Genomic DNA, 22,220 nt, shown 5'->3' on the forward strand with positions numbered 1-22,220 from the left:
TCAGGCGTCGATGGCGGCTTCGTCGAGAGTGGCGGCATTCGCCTGGATGAACTGGAAACGATGCTCGGGGTGCTTGCCCATCAGCCGGTCGACCAGATCCTTGACCTGGTGCCGTTCCTCATACTCCTGGGGCAGGGTGACGCGCAGCATCGATCGCGTCGCCGGGTCCATGGTCGTCTCTTTCAGCTGGTTGGGGTTCATCTCCCCAAGCCCCTTGAAACGGCCCACCTCGACCTTCTTGCCTTTGAACTGCGTGGCTTCGAGTTCGGCGCGATGGGCATCATCACGCGCATAGGCCGACATGGCCCCAGCCGTCAGGCGATACAGTGGCGGCTGCGCCAGATAGACATGTCCCCGCCGGACGATATCGGGCATTTCCTGAAAGAAGAAAGTCATCAGCAAGGTCGCGATGTGCGCGCCGTCAACATCGGCGTCGGTCATGATGACGATGCGTTCGTAGCGCAGCCGGTCGGCATCGCAATCCTTGCGCATCCCGCACCCCAGCGCGAGCGCCAGATCGGCAATCTCCTGATTGGCGCGGATCTTGTCGGCGCTGGCGCTGGCGACGTTCAATATCTTGCCGCGGATCGGCAGGATCGCCTGGGTCTTGCGGTTGCGTGCTTGCTTGGCGCTGCCGCCGGCGCTGTCGCCTTCAACGATAAATAATTCCGTGCCTTCGGGGCCGTCATTGGCACAATCTGTGAGCTTTCCGGGCAGGCGCAGCTTGCGCGAGCTGGTCGCGGTCTTGCGCTTTACCTCGCGTTCGGCCTTGCGCTTCAGCCGCTCATCCATCCGCTCAAGGACAAGCCCCAGCAGCGCGCGGCCGCGGTCCATATTGTCGGACAGGAAGTGATCGAAATGGTCGCGCACCGCATTTTCGGTGAGCCGCGCGGCCTCTGCGCTGGTCAGCCGGTCCTTGGTCTGGCTCTGGAACTGCGGATCGCGGATGAACACCGATAACATCATCTCGCCGCCGTTGAACACATCGTCGGCCGTGATTTGCGCGGCCTTTTTCTGGCCGATCAATTCGCCAAAGGCGCGCAGCCCCTTGGTCAGCGCGGCGCGCAGCCCGGCTTCATGGGTGCCGCCCGCCGGGGTCGGGATGGTGTTGCAATACCAGCTGTACGAACCATCGGACCACAGCGGCCAGGCGATCGCCCATTCGGCGCGTCCCTGTTCGCCGGCAAAATCCTGCCGCCCGACAAAGGGTTCGGCGGTGGCGCATTCGCGGGTGCCGACCTGGTCCTTGAGATGGTCGGCCAGGCCGCCCGGGAACTGGAAGATCGCCTCGGCGGGGGTGTCGTCGCCGATCAGTTCGGCGGCGCATTTCCAACGGATTTCGACCCCGGCGAACAAATAGGCCTTTGAGCGCGCCATGCGATAGAGCCGCTGCGGCTTGAAACGGCCGTGGTCGCCGAAGATTTCGGGGTCGGGGATGAAAGAGACACTGGTGCCGCGGCGGTTCGGCGTCGGGCCCAATTCTTCCAGCCCGCCGAGCGGCGCGCCACGCGAAAAGCGCTGGCGGTAAAGCAGCTTGTTGCGCGCGACCTCTATGATCGTTTCGGTCGAAAGCGCATTGACCACGCTGACGCCCACGCCGTGCAGGCCGCCCGATGTCGCATAGGCCTTGCCCTCGAACTTGCCGCCGGAATGGAGCATCGTCATGATGACCTCCAGCGCCGACTTGCCCGGAAATTTGGGATGCGGATCGACCGGCATGCCGCGCCCGTTGTCGACGATGGTCAGCCGGTTGCCGACATCGAGGGTGATTTCGATCCGCGTTGCATGACCAGCGACCGCTTCGTCCATGCTGTTGTCGATGACCTCGGCGGCCAGATGGTGAAGCGCGCGCTCGTCGGTTCCGCCGATGTACATGCCCGGCCGCCGCCGCACCGGCTCGAGCCCTTCGAGCACCTCGATCTGCGAGGCGTTATAGGCTTCGGTGGCCGGGGCGCTGCTGTCGAACAAATCGTGACTCATGACATGGCTATAGGGGGCTGGAAAGGCGGCTGGCAAGGGCGGTTTTCAGCCGTTGCGAGCGGGCGGAGCGCGCGCTCGGTTCGTCGCGTTTTCCGCCCATGGGGGAACTTTGAAACCAAGCGACGGGTTTGGGAGGCGACTGCAAGGTCATAAAAAAGTGGAGTAACAATATGAAACTCGCCTCTCTCCTCGCCATTTCGGCGGCAACCCTTATCGCCCTTCCGGCGGCAGCGCAGGACAATCGCGACACGTCGAAAGACTTCAACGGTCCCTATATTTCGATCGGCGGCGGCGCCACGTTGCAGGGCAGCGATCGCGGCGAAACGCTGGTATTCGATACCGACCGCGACGGCACCTATGGTGACACCGTCAACACCGTCGGCGGCACGAACGCCTTTTCGCCCGGTTTTTGCAACGGCGCCGCGACCGGAACCGCCAATGTTGGCTGCCGTAACGACAAGGACGGTCCGGAATTTTTCGGCCGCGTGGGCTATGACAAGCGTATGGGCAATTTCGTCCTCGGCGCGTTGATCGAAGGTGGACACAGCACCGCCCGCGATAGCGTCAGCGGCTTTTCGGGCACGCCCGCAAGCTATACGATGAGCCGCGAAGCGGATTATCAGGCCAGCGCCCGGCTGCGCGCGGGCTATACGCCAGGTGGCGGCGCGCTCTTTTATGTCACCGGCGGTCCGGCCTATGCGCGGCTCGACAATAAATTCGTCACTTCCAACACCGCAAACAGCTTCGCCGACAATGGCAAGACCAACGCCTGGGGCTATGCGGCAGGCGGCGGCGCCGAACTGATGGTCACGAAGAATCTCGCGGTCGGCCTCGAATATCTGTACACCGATGTGAAGGACAAGGATTACACCGTCAACGTCGGAGCCGGAACGGCGCCCGCGACCAATCCCTTTCTGCTGAATGGCGGCGGGACCGATATTCGCCGCAGCGACCAGCATTTCCGCACCCACAGCGTACGCGGGACGCTGAGCTATCGTTTCTGATCAGCGGATTTTGATTTTGAAGAAAGGCGCCGAACCAGTTGGATTGGCGCCTTTTTCCTATCCGCTCAGCGGCGCTGAGAAAATCGCGAAATTGCCGTTGGCGCTCGCGACGAGCCGGTCGTTCTGAAACAGCCGGGCGTCGATATTCGCGATCCGTTTGCCCTGATGAACGACGGTCGCGTCGCAGGTCAGCATGCCTTCGCGGACGCCGACGTGATAGTTGAACTTGATTTCGAGCGTGGCGCACCACAGCCCGTCGCCGAGCCGGCTGGACAATGCGCCGCCCATGGCCGTGTCAGCGAGCGAATAGGCAACGCCCCCATGCGCCACCCCCTGGGGGTTGAAGTGGCGTATGGGGTCGATGTCGATCGCCATCCGGCAACGTCCATCGCCGCGCTCGACCATCTGAAAGCCGAGCATGCGTGCGAATTCGAACTCTTGCCCGAACGGCCTCACCGAACGCGGGGGCCGCCGAAGGGCGGCGGCGGCGGCGGGCGACGGGTGCCGCGCGGCAGCTGTGCCTGATAGGCGCGGCCGCAATGTTCGACGCAATAGGGAAAGCCGGGGTTCACGGCTTCGCCGCAGAAGTGAAAGTCGGGCTCGCCCGGATGGCCCATCGGCCAGCGGCAGATGCGGTCGTTGAGATCGAGCAAGCTCGTCTTGTCGGCGATTTCCGGGCTTGGCTTCGCGGGCACCAGGCGGCGCGGCGGCGCAGGCGGGATCGGCGCTTGCTGATCGCCGGGTCCCTGACGGATAAAACCGCCCGGGCCGATCGAGACGATGCGCGGTGCGTCGGGTTTCGGTGCGGCCTCCGCGGTCGAGGGATCGGCAGCCGGGGCAGGTGCCGCGGGCTTGGGTTCGGGGCGGACCGGAGCCGCGGACGCGCGGGGCGGGGCCGGGGCGGCGGCGCGAGGAGGCGGCGGAGCGGCCTTGGGAGCAGCCGGAGCCGCGGCCTTTGCCGGCTTGACCTTGTCCGCCGCCTTCACCGGCGACGGGCGTGATTTCAGGCCGAGGCGATGCGCCTTGCCGATCACGGCATTACGGCTGACGCCGCCGAGTTCGTCGGCGATCTGGCTGGCGGTCAGGCCCTTTTCCCACATGTTGCGCAACTGTTCGATGCGCTCGTCGGTCCATGACATAGTAAATTCCTCATCTTTCCACGCCGCGAGCCCGTGCGGTCCCCAACCTTTCCGGTCGGGCGCCGGAACGGCCCAGCTTGCGGTGAAGTCGGGGACGCGATAGGCGAGAACGCCATGAACGACCAGCCCCAAATTTCAGCCCGCGACTCCGGGGATTTCGCCGCAACGCAGAACTTTGCGGAGCCGGGCGTGCCGCACATCCGCACGCTGAACATTCCGGGCATGCAGGCCCTTTATGTCAAGGAGGTGCGGCGCTTTTTCAAGGTCCAGTTGCAAACTATTTGGGCACCGGCGGTCACGACCCTGCTTTTCCTGGTTATCTTCACCGTCGCGTTGGGCGGCGGCGGGCGCACGGTGATCGGCGTTCCCTTCGCCGATTTCATCGCGCCCGGACTGATCATGATGGCGATGCTTCAGAACAGTTTCGCCAATTCGAGCTTTTCACTGCTCGTGGGCAAGATACAGGGAACCATCGTCGATTATCTGATGCCGCCGCTGGCCGTCGGCGAACTGATCATCGCGCTGGTCGGCGCGGCGGTGACGCGGGCGATCCTGGTCGGAATGGCCCTGTGGCTGGCGATGCTGCTTTGGCCCGGGGTCGATGTGGCACCCGATCATCTGTGGGCGGTCGCTGTCTTTGGCGTCCTGGGCGCCATGATGCTGGGCTTTCTGGGTTTGATCACATCGGTCTGGGCCGAGAAATTCGATCATGCCGCCGCCGTGACCAATTTCGTGGTGACGCCGCTCGCGCTGTTGTCCGGGACATTTTATTCGGTCGATCGGCTTGCGCCCTGGTTCCAGAGCGTCGCCCACGCGAACCCGGTCTATTATGCGATAATGGGGTTCCGCTATGGTTTCATCGGAACGGTCGATTCGACCATCGCGCATCCGGTGGCGACCGCGATCGGTGCGCTGGTCGCCGCGAACATCCTGCTGGGTGTCGTAACCTATCGCCTGCTGGTTTCGGGCTGGAAGCTCAAGGCCTGAGCTTCCTCACCGTCCGCCCGTGATTAATGACGGTCGATGGCGCGCACGCGATACCGTCCCTGTTCCAGTCCGTCGAACAACGCATCCACTTGCGGATGATCGATCGGGCCGCCGTCGCCGTCGGCCACCAGATTTTGCTGGCTGACATAGGCGATGTACGAGGAGTCCTCATTTTCGGCGAACAGGTGATAATAGGGCTGTTCCTTCGCCGGGCGGATATCTTCCGGGATTGCTTGATACCATTCCTCGCTGTTCGCGAAGACCGGGTCGATATCGAACACCACGCCGCGAAAATCGAACATACGGTGACGAACGATGTCGCCCGGGGCGAAGCGCGCCCTTTCGATCAGTGGGGCGGCAACGGCACCAGGTGTCAGATCGCGATGATAGGGAAGATTCTGAACGGTCATACACCCCATTTATGACCTTCCGCCCGGCGTTCAAGGCGATTCCGTCCGAGAGCGCGGGGCCGCATAGGCGCGGGCTGTGATCCGGATTATAGTTTGCGTCGCGACTCGACCTTAAATCTCTCTGGCGACGCCTGAATGCCTGGCCCTGTTTGGGGGGTGGCCGGCGGCGTCCCGTCAACAGGAGAAATTGCGCATGACCGATACGCCGTCGAATAAGCCCGATCCCACCGCAGCTCAGGTCCAGGGGGTGATCGACAGAGCCAAGAATATGGTGCTGAAGCCCCAGGAAAGCTGGGCCGCGATCGATGGCGAGGCGGCAACGGTTCAATCGATCTATGTCCCATATGTGCTGGTGCTGGCGGCGATCGGCCCCGTGGCGCAGTTCATCGGCGGACAGGCCTTTGGTTTTTCGCTTCTCGGCGTGACCTATCGTCCCCCGATGGGCAGCGCGCTGGCGACGATGATCCTGTCCTACGGCTTCGCGCTTGCTTCGGTTTATATCGTCGCGCTCGTCATCGATGCGCTGGCGCCGACGTTTGGCGGACAGAAGAATCCGATACAGGCGCTGAAGGTTGCGGCTTATTCGGCGACGGCGGGCTGGCTTGCGGGCATTTTCGGGCTGGTTCCGGCCTTGGCCGTTCTGGGTCTGCTGGGCTTGTACAGCCTTTATCTGCTCTATCTCGGGCTGCCGATGCTGATGAAGGCTCCTCCGGAGAAGGCGCTCGGTTATACCGCCGTCGTCGTTCTGGTCGCCGCGGTCGTGATCATCCTGGTCGGTGCAATCGTCGGCGCGCTCGCAAGCTGAGCCGCCGCGAACATCGTCGCGGAGTGGTCGTCAGATAAGGGGAAAAATGGAGGAGAGTGAGGGATTCGAACCCTCGGTACCGTTGCCGGCACTTCGCATTTCGAGTGCGACGCTTTCGACCACTCAGCCAACTCTCCTCGCTGAGAGGAGTGCCCCCTAGCGACGGCGCGCGCGTCTTGCAACCCTCTCGTCACAAAAAATGCGATCCGTCGCAGAGGGGCCTGCGGCGATCAGGGGCGGGGCGCCTCCCACCAATAGCGGGTACGCTGGCGATCGCCGGTCTCCGTCTCGTTCATCGTCGCCGGATCATAGAGCCGCCCGCCCAGCATCACGCGGTGAATCCGTTCGGTGTTACGGATATTGGCGGTCGGATCTGCATCGAGGATGAGCAGGTCGGCGAGCTTTCCGGTTTCGAGCGATCCGACATCCTGCGCATAGCCGAGCGCGGTCGCCGGCATGATCGTCGCGGCACGCAGCGCGTCGATATTGCTCCAGCCGCCGCGCACGAAGGACCAGATTTCCCAATGCGCGCCGAGGCCCGCCTGCTGGCCGTGGGCGCCGATCGACACATTGCGTCCGGCGGCGGCGATCTTGCCCGCCTGGCGCGCCGCATCGTCGTCTACATAGTCGCCCTCGGGCGCGATCACCCGACGCTTGTTCGCCGCGGCCAGTTCGGCAGGTGGAGCATGGCGGCTGAGGATCGGATGCGTCCAGACATCGCTGTGGGCGCGCCAATAGGGATCGCCTGCCGGGCCGCCATAGGTGACGACCAGCGTGGGGGTGTAATCAACCTTGGTTTGACCCCAGAGCTGGACCAGATCCTTGTAGAAGATATGCAGCGGGATATTATGCTCGACGGTCGAATTGCCGTCCTGGATCAGCGATACGTCCATCGTATAGAGCGACCCGCCTTCGGGTACCACGGTCATCCCCTCGGCCTGCGCCGCCCGGACCACCATCTGGCGCTGTTCGCGGCGCGGCTGGTTATAGTTTTTGACGCTGTGCGCGCCCTGCGCCTTCAGCCGGCGGACATGCGCCAGCGCATCGTCATAGCCGTTGATTTCGGCATAGACGCCCGCCGCCTTTGCCCCATAGATGATTTCGCCGGTCGAAAAGATGCGCGGCGCGAGGATCAGCCCGGCGCGCTGCATTTCGGACGATACGAAGATTTCCGATGCGCGCGACGAAGGATTGTGGCTGGTCGTGGTGCCGAGCGCGAGATTGGCGATTTCCGACCAGTTCTGCTGCGGGATCAACTCGTCGGCGCCGTGCGGGCCGTGGGCATGCGCATCGACGAAGCCGGGGATGATCGTCTTGCCCGCCGCATCGACGGTCAGCGTTCCCGCCGGCACGGTGAGCGCGGCCGCCGGACCGATCGCGGCGATCCGGTCATTCTCGATCAGGATTGCACCATTTTCGATGATGCCGCCGTCCTTGTCCGCCATGGTGACGATCTTTGCCCCGGTGATGAGGACGCGGCCTTTGTGCTTGTCGGCAGCGCGCGTCATCGCGAGCGACACGCCTTCCGTCGGGGGTGTGAATTTGGGCGTCCTGTCATCGCCCGGCGCGGCGGCGAAGAGATTGGGAAGATCGGCGCTGAACAACGTCGCGCCGCGGGTCCAGTGCAGGCGGCGGCCACCGTTCGACCAATGGGCATAGTCCGCGCCGCTGCCGCTGACCCGGGTAACGGGCAGCGCACCGCTTTTGGTTCCCAGCGCGACATCCTGTCCGCCCGGCATCAGCGGGGTGACATAGACGTCATAATTCTGCCGGAACGCGAGGGTGCGGCCGTCGGGAGCGATTTCATAGTCGCTGACCAGTTCGCCGCTGGCATGGACGCGCTTGTCCTGGCCATTCAGGTCGGTGCTGACCAGCTGGCTTTTGCCGCCGTCGGCGGTGATCAGGAAGATGCGGTCATTGCCCACGCCGAATTGCGGCTTTGCGCCGTCTGCGGCGATGCGCTGCGCCGTCCCGCCGTTCGCGGCGATGCGATAGATGCCGGGATTTTCGCCCCAGCGATCCGACGTCAGCCCGCCGCCCGCACGGCGTTCAAAGGCAATCGCCTGTCCATCGGGCGAGAAGCGCGGTTCGGCATAATGGCCGGGAGTGCTCGTTACCTTTCGCGAGGCGCCGCCACCCGCACCGGTGACGTGAATTTCGCCGAGTCCAGCGTCGGTCCAGCGGACAAAGACGATCTGGCGCCCGTCGCGCGACCAGCTTGGCCAGAGTTCGAAGGCATCATCCTTTGCCGCAGTCAGCCGCCGCGCGGCGCCGCCGCCGGCGGTTTTGATCCACAGCTTGCCGAGCGTTTCAAACACCACCTGCTTACCGTCGGGCGACACTTCCGCCCAGCGCGGCATTTGCGTCGCAAAGCTGTCGGGCGCGACCGCGACGGCGGGGTGGATGGCATCGACGATCACCCGGTCGTCGGCAATCTGGAAGGGGATGACCCGTGCCTCGCCGCCCGACGCCGCGCCGACCCGACGCAGCTTGCCGCCCGCCCAAAACAGGATGTCGCGGCTGTCGGGGGTCCACGCCATATTGGGATAGACGCCGGTGACGGCCCAGGTTTCCTGCATGTCTTGGTCGAGCGTATCGTAAAGCTTGCGCTCGGTACCCGAGGCGATGTCCTTGACATAGAGTTTCGACTGGGTGCCCTCGCGCCGCACAAAGGCGATCTGTTTGCCGTCAGGCGAGGGGGTGGGGCGCACCGCGCCGCCATTGCCCGATGCCGCGGTGCTGATTTCACCACTTTGCAGGTCATAGCGCTCGATATGGAACAGGTCGGTGTTGCTGTCCTGCGCATATTCGAAGATCGCGCCCGGCGTGATGTTGCGGGTGTAATAGACGCTTTTACCGTCGGGGGCGAAGATCGGCTCGCCCAGCTCCTTTTGGTGGCGCTCGGTCGGCCGCTTGACCAGCGGCACGCCCTGTCCGCCCGAAACATGATAGAGCCAGACTTCGCCGGTGCCGAGCGAGCGGCCCGTCGTGAAATGTTTCTTGGCGGCGATGAAATTGCCGTCGGGGCTCCAGCTCGGCTGGTTGAGCAGGCGGAATTCCTCTTTCGACAATTGCCTTTTGTCACTGCCGTCGCGGTTCATCAGCCAGATATTGTCGCCGCCGCCGCGGTCGGAAACAAAGGCGATGCGTTGGCCGTCGGGTGAGAAGCGCGGTTGATGCTCATAGGCGAGCCCCTCGGCGATGCGGGTCGGCGTGCCGCCCGCGATCGGCATGGTGTAAATGTCGCCGAGCAGGTCGAAAGCGATCGTCTGTCCATCGGGGGCGACGTCGATGTTCATCCAGCTGCCCTCGTCGACCGCGATCGGGACCTTTCGGGTCGTCAGCCCCGGGGGGGCGTTGACGTCCCATTTCTCTTCCTTCTTGGCACCGTCGTCGGCCGAGGCCGGTGCCGTTTGAGCGAAGGTCGAGGTCGAACAGGCGAGGCCGACGGCGAGGGTAAGGGCGAAGCGCGACATGATATTATCCCCGGTTGAAATATCCCGCGACCATATGGCCATGATCGCCGAGCGCAAGGGCAGGGCTTCGACGAAGAGGCTGGCCGCCTCGACCGGCGACTGCTAGCCCGGCGTCGACAAGAAAGAAAATGGGGAGGGGAATGTGCCGCTGAAGGGCCTGCGTGTTATCGATTTCGGCCGCTATATTGCCGGTCCCTATTGCGCGGCGCTGCTCGCCGACTATGGCGCCGATGTCATTCGCATCGAGGCCCCCGGCGGCAATGACGATCGCTATACGGTGCCGGTCGCCGACGACGGTTCCGGCGCCATGTTCCTTCAGATGAACAGGGCAAAGCGCTGCCTGACGCTGAAGCCCGGAAGCCCGGAGGGGCGCGAGATCGTACGCCGCCTGGTCCGCGACACCGATGTGGTCGTGGCCAATCTTCCACACGAGGCGCTGGTCAAGCTCGGGCTCGATTACGACAGCCTGTCGGCGATCAACCCGCGCATCATTCTGGCGACCGCCTCGGCGTTCGGCAGCGAGGGGCCGTTGGCCAGGAATGTCGGGTTCGATGCGGTCGGTCAGGCGATGTCTGGCGCGGTCCACCTGACGGGCACACCCGATCAACCCTATCGCGCGCAGGTCAATTACGTCGATTTCGGCACCGCGCTCCACCTTGCCTTTGGCGTCATGCTGGCACTGCGCGAGCGCGAGACGACGGGGAAGGGACAATGCGTGTCGGGTTCGCTGCTGGGGACCGCGCTTGCCATGACCAATGCGCTGACGATCGATCACGCGCTGAACGGTGTCGAGCGCCCGCCGATGGGAAATCGCGGTTTCAGTTCCGGGCCCACCGATCTTTTTCGGACAAGCGATGGGTGGATCGTCACCCAGATCGTCGGCAACGGCATATTCGCGCGCTGGGCCGAACTGGTCGAGCGTCCCGATCTGATCGACGATGCGCGTTTTGCCAGCGACATATTGCGCGGCGACAATGGCGCGGAACTGAGCCGGATCATGCAGCAATGGAGCAGCGAGCGGACGAGTGCGGACGCCATCGCCGAGCTGTCCGCCGCGCGCGTGCCCGCCGCCCCCATATTGCGTGCGGACGAAGCGCTGGCGCAGCCGCAGGTCGCCGCGATGGGGCTGGTCGAACCGACAAGCTATCCGGGCACGGCTGCGTTAGCCCCGATCATCCGGGCACCGGTGGAACTGTCCGCCAACGCCAAGGCCGCGATGCATCGCGCGCCAAGCGTGGGCGAGCACAGCGACGCGATACTGAAAGAGCTGGGCTATGACGCCGAAGCCATTTCCGCTTTACGGGCACAAAGGATAATTTGACCGCGCTTGCGGTGGACGGCGTAACGGTGCGTTCCTAAGTTGCGAACTACAACCGAACAACAAGCCAGGAGCCAAGCGATGAGCGAAGCGAAGGAATATGTCCCGCCGAAGGTCTGGACGTGGGACAAGGAAAGCGGCGGGCGCTTTGCCAATATCAATCGGCCGATCGCCGGTCCGACGCATGACAAGGAATTGCCGGTCGGAAAGCATCCGTTCCAACTCTATTCGCTCGGCACCCCCAACGGGGTGAAAGTGACGGTGATGCTGGAAGAATTGTTGGCCGCGGGCCACAGCGACGCCGAATATGACGCATGGCTGATCCGGATCAACGAAGGCGATCAATTTTCGAGCGGCTTTGTCGACGTCAACCCGAACAGCAAGATTCCGGCGCTGGTCGACCGCAGCGGCGCCGAGCCGGTGCGGGTGTTCGAGTCCGGCGCGATTTTGATCTATCTTGCCGAAAAATTCGGCGCCTTTCTGCCCACGGATCCGGCAGCGCGGGCCGAAACCCTGTCATGGCTGATGTGGCAGATGGGCAGCGCACCTTTTCTGGGCGGCGGTTTCGGGCATTTTTATGCCTATGCCCCGTTCAAGCAGGAGTATCCGATCAATCGCTATGCAATGGAGGTCAAGCGCCAGCTTGACGTGCTGGACCGGAGATTGGCCGCGAACGAATATGTCGCGGGCACCGCGTACAGCATCGCCGACATGGCGATCTGGCCCTGGTATGGCGCCTTGGTGAAGGGGCTCGTTTATGATGCGGGCGAGTTCCTGCAGGTTCAGGAATATAAGCATGTCCAGCGCTGGACCGACCAAATCGCTGCGCGCCCCGCGGTGAAGCGTGGGCGCATGGTCAATCGCGTGATGGGCGATCCGGCGAGCCAGCTTCACGAACGCCACGATGCGTCCGATTTCGACCTTCGCACCCAGGACAAGCTGGAACCGCAGGGCGCATCCTGATCCATAAGGCGGCACCATGCGCCGGGCTCTGTCGCGTCGGAGTTCGGCGTATGGTGCTGGACATGAGCCGGTGTTCGGCGCAGTCTTCCCTCAAGCCCGTTGCGACCAGCAACTTACCGTTTACGTAAACGTGAGTGGTCGCTATGGTAGGGCAAAGCCCAAGGGAGAATCGTCATGGACATGGAGTTCAGCCCCGAAGATCTCGCTTTCCAGAGGGAAGTGCGCGACTTCATCGCCGAAAATTACCCCGCAGAACTGCGCGGCAAGCAGGATGAGGGCGAGGAACTGTCCAAGGAGGATTTCCTCGCCTGGCACAAAATTCTGCACAAGAAGGGCTGGGTGGCTCCGGCCTGGCCGGTCGAATATGGCGGCACCGGATGGACGCCGACCCAGCGCTTCATCTTTTCCGAAGAGACCGCGCGCGCCGATTGTATCCGCCTGATGCCTTTTGGCCTGTCGATGGTCGGTCCGGTTATCTATACTTTCGGCACGCCCGAACAGAAGGCGCATTTTCTGCCCCGCATCCTGTCCGGAGAGGATTGGTGGTGCCAGGGCTATTCCGAACCCGGTTCGGGATCGGATCTTGCCTCGCTTCGCACGACGGCGGTCCGAGACGGCGACCATTATGTCGTGAATGGCCAGAAAACCTGGACGACTTTGGCGCAGCACGCCGACTGGGGCTTTTTCCTGGTTCGTACCGACAAGGATGCAAAGCAACAGGAAGGCATTTCCTTCCTGCTGATCGACATGAAATCGCCTGGTATCACCGTGCGCCCGATCATTACCCTGGGCGGCGAGCATGAAGTCAACGAAGTTTGGCTGGAGGATGTTCGCGTACCGGTGGATCAGCGCGTTTACGAGGAAAACAAGGGCTGGACCTGCGCCAAATTCCTGCTCGCCCACGAACGGACCGGGATTGCCGGGGTCGCGGCGTCGAAGCGCGGCGTGGAGCGTGTGAAGGAAATCGCCCGGACCGAGATTGACGGCGACAAGCCGTTGCTGTCCAACCCCTTTTTCAAGCGCAAGGTCGCCGAACTGGAAGTCGATCTGACCGCGCTGGAGTTCACCGAATTGCGCAGCCTGGCGGGAGCCAACGCCGGCAAGGGTCCCGGACCTGAATCGAGCCTCCTGAAGATCAAGGGATCCGAGATTCAGCAGCGGTTGACCGAACTGACCCTGGAAGCGGTGGGCCATTATGGCGCCCCATATTTCAGGGGTTTCGGCGCCAACGATTTGGGGGGCGACAACGAGCACCCGATCGGGCCGGAATATGCCCATCGCGCCGCGCCGACCTATTTCAACATGCGCAAGACGACAATTTACGGCGGATCGAACGAGATTCAGCGCAACATCATCGCAAAGATGGTCCTGGGCCTGTGACAGTCGGCTGGCCCCCGCAGCGGCGGCGGGTCAGATCGGCCGAAACCGGCATTGCAGTGTAAAACGACAGCGGCCCCCCGTTATGCGGGGGCGACGGGGATAAGAAGATGGATTTCACCTACACCGAAACACAGGACATGATCCGCGACACGCTGTCGCGTTTTCTGGCGGACACCTATGACTTCGAGACGCGCCAGAAGTTCATCGCGACCGACGAGGGGCGCGACCCGGCGATCTGGACCGCGCTGGCACAGGAATTGGGTATGCTGGGCGCGGCTTTTGCCGAGGATCATGGCGGGCTGGGCGGCGGCGCACTGGAAAACGCCATCGTGATGGAAGAAATGGGCAAGGTGCTGGGCATCGAACCCTATCTGCCCACGGTCGTGATTGCAGGCGGCGCATTGAAAGCCGTGGGCGGCGCCCAGGCCGACGCCATGATCCCCGAGATCATCGCCGGCAACGCGATCATCGCTTTTGCCTATGCCGAGCCTCAGGGGCGCTATGATCTGGCGAACCTCAAGACCACGGCGAAAAAGGACGGCGCGGGCTATATTCTCAACGGCCACAAGGCAGTGGTATATGCCGCGCCCTGGGCCACCCACCTGCTCGTCACGGCACGGACGGGCGGCGGACAGCGCGACGGCGACGGCGTGTCGCTGTTCCTGATCGACGCGAAGCTGCCCGGCATCGTTCGCCGCGATTATCCGACGGTCGACGGCAGCCGCGCAGCGGAAATCTATTTCGAGAATGTGGCGGTCCCCGCAGATGCGCTGCTCGGTGACGAAGGCGCGAGCCTGGCACTGGTCGAACAGATCGTCGACGAGGCGACCGTTGCGGTATGCGCGGAGGCAACCGGCGTGATGCAGAAACTGCATGAAGGCACGCTGGAATATACCCAGCAGCGCAAGCAGTTCGGGGTGCCGATTGCCAAGTTCCAGGTGCTGCAGCATCGTATGGTCGACATGTTCATGGAGGTCGAACAGGCCCGGTCGATGACGATCATGGGGACACTGAAACTCGACCTGCCCGCAACGGAGCGGATGGCAGCGGTTTCAGCTTGCAAGGCCAAAGTCAGCCGCGGCGCCAAATTCGTCGGCCAGAATGCGATCCAGACGCATGGCGGCATCGGTATCACCCAGGAACTCGCGATCGGGCATTACTTCAAGCGTGCGACGATGATCGAAGGGCAGTTCGGAAGCCACGATTATCACATGGATCGTTTCGAGCGCTTGACGCTCGCAGACTGAGGAGCCTTACCCCCGCTCCGACGGAGCGGGGGAGCTGTGTGAGGTTCGCGATCAATATGCGACGTCGACGGCGATGCGCAGCGTGCGCGGACGCAACGGCGTCAGATAACCGGCGCTACCTTCCACAAAGGGCGTACCGAGCGCGAAGCGGTTGCCGCGCGCGTCAAAAATATTGGTCAGCGTGAGCGACAGGCCGCGCCGTTCGTTGCCGATACGCATGGCAAGACCGGTGTCGACATAATTCCCCTGGCTTTCGCCGAGAATCGGCCCGATCCCCAGCCGCGACGGGCCGACATAGCTGGCCCAGCCGTTCAGGCGGAAATCTTCCTTGCCCAATGGCACGGCATAGGTCGCCGAACCGCGAAAGGCATATTCGGCCACATTCGGTATCTTCCCCAGGCGGGCGAGCAGCGCGGGCAGTTCCAGGTCGGCCTCGTTGGCGCCTGCCGCAAAGGCGATCGAGCGCAATTCGCTCGTGAACAGCTCCGACACGCGGCTGTGGTTGTACACGCCGCCGATTTCGATCGCGAGTTCGGGCGTAGCGCGCACTGCGACGGCTCCCGAAATGCTGGTGATCCGGCCATCGCCGATATTCGCGGTGCTGGGAAAGCCGTCGCCATCGACGAAATCGGCCTGAATGTCGCGCCAGCGGGTGTAGGATAGCGCGAGATTGGCATCGATCGGTGTGCGGCCCTTTTCACCGATCCGGATGCCGGCTTCCCATGTGTTGACGCGGTCGTTGCGGAACCGGCGAACAAACTCACGCTCCACTGCGAGGCCGCCGGGGCGGAACCCTTCCTGATAGCGGGCATAGACACGGACATTCTCGAACGGCGTCGCAAGCAACGATGCCGACGGGATCACATCGGTTTCGTTGCGTTCGGCCGTCACGGCGCGCTGCGACAGCGATACGAACAGCGGTATATTCTGGCCATCGCCGCCCAGTCGGGCATGGGCCAGTCGAATACCACCCGACGCCACCAAATTGGGAACGACCTCCACCGTGGCTTCGGCAAAACCCGTGATTTCGGTGATCCGGTTGGTCACGCCGGTCAGCGCGGTGCGCATCACCGAATTGCCGATTTCCCTTTGCTGACGGGTGCGATTGTCGATGACGCTGACCCCGGCGACCCAGCCCAGCCCGTCGTAATAGGGACGCGACAGCCTGGTTTCGCTGACGAACATCCGGGTGTCGTTGGCCTGATCGAGCGAGCGGGCCGGGTCCCCGGGACGTCCGGCGTCGAAGCGTTCGAACAGGCGGTGGCTGATATAGGCGTTGGACGATTGCAGCCGCAGATCGTTCCAATCCTTCGTCACCACGAAGGTCGCCATCGCATAGCGCGAGCGCGCAACCTGCTCGATCAGCGAATTCCGGATCAGCGGCGGTGCATTCTTGTCCGAATATTGCGCGTCGTCGGCCTGGATTGATTGATACACGCCGCCGATATCGACGGTCCAATCATTGCCGGCATCGAGGCGGAAGGTACCCCGCCCCCCGCGGACATGAACGCGATTGACGTCATTCTGTCCAAGCAGCGGGTTGTCGATATAGCCACCATCGGAAATCATATAACCGACAAGCCGCATGGCATGACCATTATTGCCGACGGGCAGATTTGCGATCGCCGCGATATCGCCGCCGGGTTGGCCATGCTGGGTCAGTGACACGCCGCCGATCGCCTGAAGCTGCATATCCCGGGGGTCGGGTGCGCGCGGCACCACGCGCACGATACCGCCGAGCGCCCCTGCGCCGTAAAGCGTGCCTTGCGGTCCTTCCAGAATCTCCACCCCGTCGATGTCATAGAGGCGAAGGTCCGGATCGGGGGCGTTGTAGCTGAGGCGGATGTCGCCAAGATACTGTCCCACGGTGGCCTGCGTCGGGCCGGTGAAGCTGGAATCGGCGATGCCCCTGATGAACAGCTTGTTCCGTCCCGAACCGAGATGGGTCGAGGACATGGTCGCGGTGCGCGAGAGGATCGATTCCATCCCGCGCTCGCCGCCAAACGCCAATTCGCCGCCATCCAGCATGGTGGCGACGCCCGCAAATTCGGAATAGGGAAGGTCGGTCTTGGTCGCGGTGACGATGATTTCGTCCTGCGGACCGGCGGCGATATGGGGAGCCGGTTCACGCGCGCGGGGCTGGGGAGGGCGCTGCGGCGGAGTTCGCCGGGTTACCCGCGTGACGGGGCGCCGCTCGATCCGCCAACTTGTCGCGCTCATCCGGACAGCCCGGGCGTCTGAACCCGCCAGCATGCGGGCTATCGCTTCCTCGACGCTCATGCGGCCGCGAACCGGCTTCACCCGCGCTTTCCACAATTGCGCGTCGGCGACGCTGATGCTGATGCCGCCCTGCCGGCTGATCGTGGGAAGGACGGTCGACAGGCTGCCCTTGGGCACGTCGAAACTGTGCTGTTCGGCCGCGACGGCCTGCACCGGAAGGCTCGCCAGCGCGGCTGCGAGAAGGGAAAGGCGGGTTTGGGCGCTCAGAGGGTCAATATCCATCCATCGCCGCGCCGTTCGGCCCGGGTTCCTGACAGGGTTGCAAGGTCGGCGACGGTGCGGCCGCGATCCTTATCGACAACCAGTGCCCCGCGAAAGGCCACATCCGCAGCCTCTGGCGAGACCGACAAGTTCAGCCCGGCCGTGCGCTTCAGATCTTCCGCGACGACCGAGAGGGGAGTGCCGTTATAGACCAGCAGCCCCGTTCGCCACCCGCCGACATTGGCGATATCGACCGGCCGCACTTCGGGCGCGGCACGGTCGTCGTCGCGCGCTTCCATGCCCTGACCTGCGGTCATCCGTACCTTGTCACGGCCCGAATCATAGACGACAATGCCTTCGGACACGGCGACCGATGTCGCCTTGTTTCGCCGGACGACGTTAAAGGCCGTCCCAAGGTCGACGATCCGGGCGCCGCCCGCCTCGACGATGAAGGGGGCTTCGTCGCGGTGAACGACGTGGAACATCGCCTCGCCCGATTCCAGCCGGGCAAAGCGCGGACGTTCCTTGTCGAGTTCGACGGCCGAGGCGCCGTTGATCTCGATCCGCGACCCATCAGCGAGTTTTATGCTCCGATGCTCGCCGGCGGCGGTTTCAATCCGCTGATTGCCGTTCATCAGCCCCAGATTGGGCAGCGTGACGATCGCAAGCAAGGCGGCGACGGCGCCGCCGAACCAGACGCGCCGCGGCATATGCCGCGGCGGGCGCTTTGCGTCGGCGACAATGTCGCGCGGCTGACGAGGCAGGGCGTCGAGATCCTGATCGAGGCTGGCCAGGCGATCATAGACGTCCGCATGGTCCGGGTTTTCCGCCAGCCACTCGGTAAAGCCATCCCAGTCGACGAAAGCGGGATCACGCTGCTGGATCAACCAGTCGATGGCCCGGGTTTCGATATCTGTTTGCGGGTCAGGATGCATCGAACTGCCTCCGTACAGCGGCGAGTGCGGCATAAACCTTGCGCAGGTCGGCTTCGACGGTGCTCAGGCTGACGCCCAGTTCGGCCGCGATCTCCCGCTGTGCCACGCCGTCGACACGAAAACGGCGAAAGACGTGCGCCGGACGTTCGCCGGTGGCGGTGATTGTGCCGTTCACCCGATCCAATTCTTCGCGAGAAATAAGTGACCGTTCGACCGAGGGCCCAGCGACCGCCGCTGCCTCCCCCCAGGCAGCATCGCGCAACTCGCGCTGGCGTGCAGCCCGATAGCGGTCAAGCATCAGATTGTTCGCAGCGCGCATGATATAGGCCAGGGGTTCCGCGACAGGACCGACCCGGCGTTCGCTCAGACGCATCCACAAATCCTGAAAAAGGTCTTCCGCACCATCGCCGGCCCCGCGCACGCGCAGAAAGCGGACGATCTGGTCGCGGTGGGCGAGCAGCACGCCTTCGATGCCTTGCATGGCGTCGTTCGGATCGGTCGCATCGGTCATGTATCGCTTGCTTTGGAACGCCGTTGATCGTTGCCGGAAAATGTCTCCCCGCACGCCCTTGGCCCCCGTGACGCGGCAACCATATAGCGTCACCGCTGTCGGGTGCAACCATGGTGCAGGAAAGATGGGGGCTGGGCGTACGGTCATTTCTTTCTTCATTTACAGGGCCAAGGCAAGGGGGAAGCGAGGACAGGAAGGGTGCTTCCCCCTTGCAAACGGGCCGGCCAAGGGGGGCTAGAGGCCGACCCGCAGGCTCGCACGGAAAGCCCAGGCCATACGGCTGTGCTGTTCCTCCGCGGAAAATTCGCCTCCGACCTGGAAGGCCGAATTTCCGGCGACACCGCGAAGACGGCCGACCCAGCCGCTCGTGCGATTCTCGGGAACCAGAGTGAAGGGATCGCCATCCTTGAACGAAGCGACGGTCGATCCCAGCGTACCGCTGACGATCTGGCGGCGGCCGCCTTCGATTTCGAAGCGCGTCCAACCGTCATACGGGTCGGCGCCGCCAAATTCGAAGCCGAGTGCGACCGTCCCGCTGACCGCCAGTTCGTCGCTGCTGCGATCGCGAACGGTCAGACGGAGGGCGTCATTGCCGCCGGTTTCGGCATAGCCGTCTTCCTTGAGCTTGTAATAGTCGACCGCAACGGTGGGACGCAGGGTGAAACCACCAAGATCGGTATCGTAAGCGACCGAACCCGAGGCTGAATAGAGTGTCGCATCCCATTTGCCGCGCATCGTTTCCTCAATGTCCTCCGCGCCGGCTTCGGCGGTGAACAGGCGGGTCCCCTTCAGCTTTACCGGCGCGCCGCTGACGCGAGCGTGTGCAAGGACACCATCGCTGCGCAGTCGCCAATGCAGGGCGCCTTCCCACTGGTTCGAGCGGACCTCATTGGCGTTGGCGGCGTTGCCGTTCTTGCCGCTGAGATAGCCGACCGATCCACCGAAATCGCCGATGTCGGTCTTGATCTCGGCGCCCATCGACAGGCCCCAGCCGCTGACGTCATAGCCCGCAGTGTTGCCGATGGCCTTGGACGTGCCCCAGATCGCCTGGTTCACCCAATATCCCCATTTGCCTTCGTCGCGGTAGGGCGCGTTGGGATCGAGCAGATAGCGGGTCAGCGCACGCGAACCGGACGTCAGGGTTTCGAACACGCCGCCCTCGTGGTCGGGGAGCATCTGGCCAAGCTGCTGGCGGAATTTTGCACCGTCGGTGATGCCCAGGAACACACCTTCGACCTTGGTATTCAAGGCCAAGGCATCGACCACGGCGTCGAAGGCGCTCGCTTCCGAACGGTTGAGGCCCATTTCGCCGACGCTCTTGCGCGAAACATCGACGATCAACTGGGTCGCGTTCGACGACAATGTACCCTTGTACAGGAAGGGAAGCAGCGTCGACGATGCCGTCAACTTGTCCGCACCGGTCAACGTCCCGGCAGTCAACACGACATGCCGACCTTCGGCTTCGTCGATGCTCTTGAGCTTGAGGAGCAGCTTGCTTTCGGCGGCGAAGCTGGCGGCGCCGTCAACGGTCAACGCCGTTCCGCCGGTTCCGCCCAGCGTTACGCCCAAAACGCCCTTGTCCGTGACGGCAAGCGAGTTGATCCGTGCGGCGCCCGCGACGTCGAACGTACCGCCGGCAACTGACACTGCCAGCCCCTGTGCGTTGGCAAGCGAGCCAGAGAAAACGGCGCTGCCGCCGATCGAGAGCGCATCGCTGCCGCCGCCGAAGTCGGCGGTGCCGCTGAACTTGGACGTTCCGGCCAAGCTCATCGTGTCATTGCCCGCGCCGAACAGCGCCTTGCCGTCATAGGTGGCGTCGCCCGACAGCGCGAGGCGGTTGTTGCCCGCGCCGAAGTAGCTGGTCCCTTTCACCGAACCGTCCGCGATATCAAACACATCGTTGCCGCCGCCGAAGCGGACGTCGCCGGTGATGCTGGGCGCGGTCACGCCCGAAGCCACGGCGGTCTGCTTGACCGTGGCGCCGCCGCCATTCGCCGACAGGTCGATCGCGACGTTGCGGGTCGAAGAAGCGAGCGCGCCGCTTGCGTTGATGATGCCGCTGTTTTCCACCGTGTCGACATTGCCCGACAGGTCGACGATCGCCCGCGCGGTGCCGTCATCGCCACCGGTCTTGGCGGAAATGGTGCCGCTGTTGCGGATGACGTCGACGTTGCCGCCGGCTTCGATGACGATTGCGGAGGCAACCGACGAAGCGACCTTTCCGGCGGTTACGGCCTCGACCTTCCCCGAATTGCGAATTTCGGGAACCGTTGCGCCAGCCCCGATACGGATCGCCGTTGCGGCGACATCCTTCGATGACGCGCCAACGGTACCGCTGATCCCCATGCCGCCGGCGATGGTGACATTTCCGCCCATGCCGCCGATCTGTAGCCCGGTGCCGGCCTTTCCGGCGTAAAGACCCTCGCCGATAACAGAGCCGTCGATGATCAGGCCCAGACCCGTGCCCGTGCCGGCAACCGCGCCAATCGCGACGTCACGGCCAGCCGCGCCGATGCGCATTGCGGGAGCCGAGCCATAGGAGCGGACAACCGCCGAACCTTCCTTGCTGTCCTCGATACCGTCCTTGTCTTCGTCCTTGTCGTCAGGCTTGGTGTCCTTGGGCGGAACGGCGAGCACGATCCCGCCCGACACATCGCCTTCGATCGAGAGCGCAGGGCCGCCGATGAGCAGATCGTCGGCATCAAGCTTGCTGGGATCGGCGGGCGGGGTGGTGGAGCGGTAACCGGTCGCAGTCAGCGCGCCCTGAACAACCAGCGCGCCAGTGATATTGCCCGCCAGCCGCGCGGCGACCGCATCCTGCCCGACAGCAGAGATCGTGCCGGCCAACCGGACGTTACCGGTGACATCCTGCAATCCAACGCCCAGGGCGCGATCACCCAGTACGGTGATCTTGCCGTCGTTCGTGAAGTTGCCAGTGAGGGGGCCGCCAAGGCGAATACCCGCCGAATCATTACCCTCGATCGCGATCGTGCCGCTGTTGGTGATGTTGCCCGTAAAGGCGCCCAATGTCTGGACCCCGACACGGTTCGTCCCGACGGCAAAGGGGCCGTCGATGTCGCCATCCTTGTCGATATCGGTCGGTGCGTAGCTTTCGTCGAGGGTGATCTTGCCCGACGCGCCGATGGTGATGCCGCTGGTGACGCCCGCATTCGCGACGATCCCGCGCGCGCCGTCGACGTTGGTCATCTCGATATTGCCTTCGTGAACAACCTTGTGGTTGCTGTCGATGGTGACGGCCGTGCCGCTGGTCGGTTTCACCGAGCCGGCAGAGCTGATCTTTACATCGTCAGGCGCCCCCGACTTGACGGTCGACGTGCGTACCGGCGTCGTGACGGCATTGCCGATCGTCGTTTCGGCGTGAAGCGGGGTGGCGAAAAAGGTGGCCAGGCAGGTGGAGGCCAGCAGGGTCTTGCGCATCGAGTTCCTCTTGTGATCGCGATCGGTTTGTCCTCCCGGGACAATCACGAGACGGAGCGGATCAACAGGAACCTTGAAAATAATTGGGTGGCGTGCGCATTTTCGTGTCGATACCCGCCGCAGTGCTGCAAGGATGCGGCCGAGGT

Annotated in this window: 16 protein-coding genes and 1 tRNA gene; 7 read left to right on the forward strand and 10 right to left on the reverse strand. The window is 63.6% G+C overall.

Annotated elements, in window-relative coordinates; translation table 11 throughout:
* On the reverse strand, positions 1–1,980 hold the full coding sequence (gene parE / locus U0S50_RS03330) for a DNA topoisomerase IV subunit B (RefSeq protein ID WP_322307351.1): 1,980 nt from the start codon (positions 1,978–1,980) through the stop codon (positions 1–3).
* Positions 1,981–2,150: 170 nt separating this feature from the next.
* Here parE and U0S50_RS03335 point away from each other — a divergent pair, with 170 nt between their 5' ends.
* On the forward strand, positions 2,151–2,984 hold the full coding sequence (locus U0S50_RS03335; RefSeq protein ID WP_322307352.1) for an outer membrane protein: 834 nt from the start codon (positions 2,151–2,153) through the stop codon (positions 2,982–2,984).
* A 57-nt stretch (positions 2,985–3,041) separates the two neighbouring features.
* On the opposite strand, the gene U0S50_RS03340 is transcribed toward U0S50_RS03335, so the two are convergent.
* The gene (locus U0S50_RS03340; protein WP_322307353.1) at positions 3,042–3,404 is read right to left on the reverse strand and encodes a PaaI family thioesterase; all 363 of its coding nucleotides are present in this window, start codon (positions 3,402–3,404) and stop codon (positions 3,042–3,044) included.
* 32 nt (positions 3,405–3,436) lie between these two features.
* A complete protein-coding gene (locus U0S50_RS03345; RefSeq protein ID WP_322307833.1) occupies positions 3,437–4,123 on the reverse strand; it encodes a GcrA family cell cycle regulator in 687 nt (228 codons plus the stop codon).
* A gap of 114 nt (positions 4,124–4,237) precedes the next feature.
* Between U0S50_RS03345 and U0S50_RS03350 the strand changes: the two genes are divergently transcribed.
* Entirely contained in the window at positions 4,238–5,110 is an 873-nt protein-coding gene (locus tag U0S50_RS03350; protein WP_322307354.1) for an ABC transporter permease, read from the forward strand.
* A gap of 23 nt (positions 5,111–5,133) precedes the next feature.
* On the opposite strand, the gene hspQ is transcribed toward U0S50_RS03350, so the two are convergent.
* Positions 5,134–5,520 (reverse strand): heat shock protein HspQ, encoded by a 387-nt coding sequence (gene hspQ, locus U0S50_RS03355; protein ID WP_322307355.1) that lies wholly within the window; start codon positions 5,518–5,520, stop codon positions 5,134–5,136.
* A gap of 193 nt (positions 5,521–5,713) precedes the next feature.
* Here hspQ and U0S50_RS03360 point away from each other — a divergent pair, with 193 nt between their 5' ends.
* Positions 5,714–6,325 (forward strand): Yip1 family protein, encoded by a 612-nt coding sequence (locus tag U0S50_RS03360; RefSeq protein ID WP_322307356.1) that lies wholly within the window; start codon positions 5,714–5,716, stop codon positions 6,323–6,325.
* 47 nt (positions 6,326–6,372) lie between these two features.
* Here the strand turns inward: U0S50_RS03360 and U0S50_RS03365 are convergent.
* Positions 6,373–6,462, reverse strand: a tRNA-Ser gene (locus tag U0S50_RS03365).
* 93 nt (positions 6,463–6,555) lie between these two features.
* Positions 6,556–9,801: an amidohydrolase family protein gene (locus U0S50_RS03370; protein WP_322307357.1), complete on the reverse strand. Its 3,246-nt coding sequence runs from the start codon at positions 9,799–9,801 to the stop codon at positions 6,556–6,558.
* 142 nt (positions 9,802–9,943) lie between these two features.
* Here U0S50_RS03370 and U0S50_RS03375 point away from each other — a divergent pair, with 142 nt between their 5' ends.
* The 4 genes from U0S50_RS03375 to U0S50_RS03390 all read left to right on the forward strand — a co-directional run bounded on the left by U0S50_RS03375 (position 9,944) and on the right by U0S50_RS03390 (position 14,709).
* The gene (locus U0S50_RS03375) at positions 9,944–11,122 is read left to right on the forward strand and encodes a CoA transferase (protein ID WP_322307358.1); all 1,179 of its coding nucleotides are present in this window, start codon (positions 9,944–9,946) and stop codon (positions 11,120–11,122) included.
* Between the two features lie 78 nt (positions 11,123–11,200).
* Positions 11,201–12,082, forward strand: a complete 882-nt coding sequence (gene yghU, locus U0S50_RS03380; RefSeq protein WP_322307359.1) for a glutathione-dependent disulfide-bond oxidoreductase — start codon at positions 11,201–11,203, stop codon at positions 12,080–12,082.
* Between the two features lie 174 nt (positions 12,083–12,256).
* Complete coding sequence (locus tag U0S50_RS03385) at positions 12,257–13,462, forward strand: acyl-CoA dehydrogenase family protein (protein ID WP_322307360.1); 1,206 nt, start codon at positions 12,257–12,259, stop codon at positions 13,460–13,462.
* Positions 13,463–13,569: 107 nt separating this feature from the next.
* Positions 13,570–14,709: an acyl-CoA dehydrogenase family protein gene (locus U0S50_RS03390; protein ID WP_322307361.1), complete on the forward strand. Its 1,140-nt coding sequence runs from the start codon at positions 13,570–13,572 to the stop codon at positions 14,707–14,709.
* A 51-nt stretch (positions 14,710–14,760) separates the two neighbouring features.
* On the opposite strand, the gene U0S50_RS03395 is transcribed toward U0S50_RS03390, so the two are convergent.
* From U0S50_RS03395 to U0S50_RS03410, 4 genes are all read right to left on the reverse strand, one after another.
* Positions 14,761–17,211 carry a TonB-dependent receptor gene (locus tag U0S50_RS03395; RefSeq protein ID WP_322307362.1) on the reverse strand — a complete coding sequence of 817 codons (2,451 nt, stop codon included), beginning with the start codon at positions 17,209–17,211 and terminating at the stop codon, positions 14,761–14,763.
* Positions 17,193–18,125: a FecR family protein gene (locus U0S50_RS03400; protein WP_322307363.1), complete on the reverse strand. Its 933-nt coding sequence runs from the start codon at positions 18,123–18,125 to the stop codon at positions 17,193–17,195. The genes U0S50_RS03395 and U0S50_RS03400 overlap by 19 nt, the downstream gene beginning before the upstream one ends.
* Complete coding sequence (locus U0S50_RS03405; RefSeq protein WP_322307364.1) at positions 18,115–18,636, reverse strand: sigma-70 family RNA polymerase sigma factor; 522 nt, start codon at positions 18,634–18,636, stop codon at positions 18,115–18,117. The genes U0S50_RS03400 and U0S50_RS03405 overlap by 11 nt, the downstream gene beginning before the upstream one ends.
* 234 nt (positions 18,637–18,870) lie before the next feature.
* Complete coding sequence (locus U0S50_RS03410) at positions 18,871–22,074, reverse strand: autotransporter outer membrane beta-barrel domain-containing protein (protein ID WP_322307365.1); 3,204 nt, start codon at positions 22,072–22,074, stop codon at positions 18,871–18,873.
* Positions 22,075–22,220: the final 146 nt, after the last annotated feature.

Origin of the sequence: Sphingopyxis sp. (assembly GCF_034380315.1) — a bacterium.
Lineage (GTDB): Bacteria > Pseudomonadota > Alphaproteobacteria > Sphingomonadales > Sphingomonadaceae > Sphingopyxis.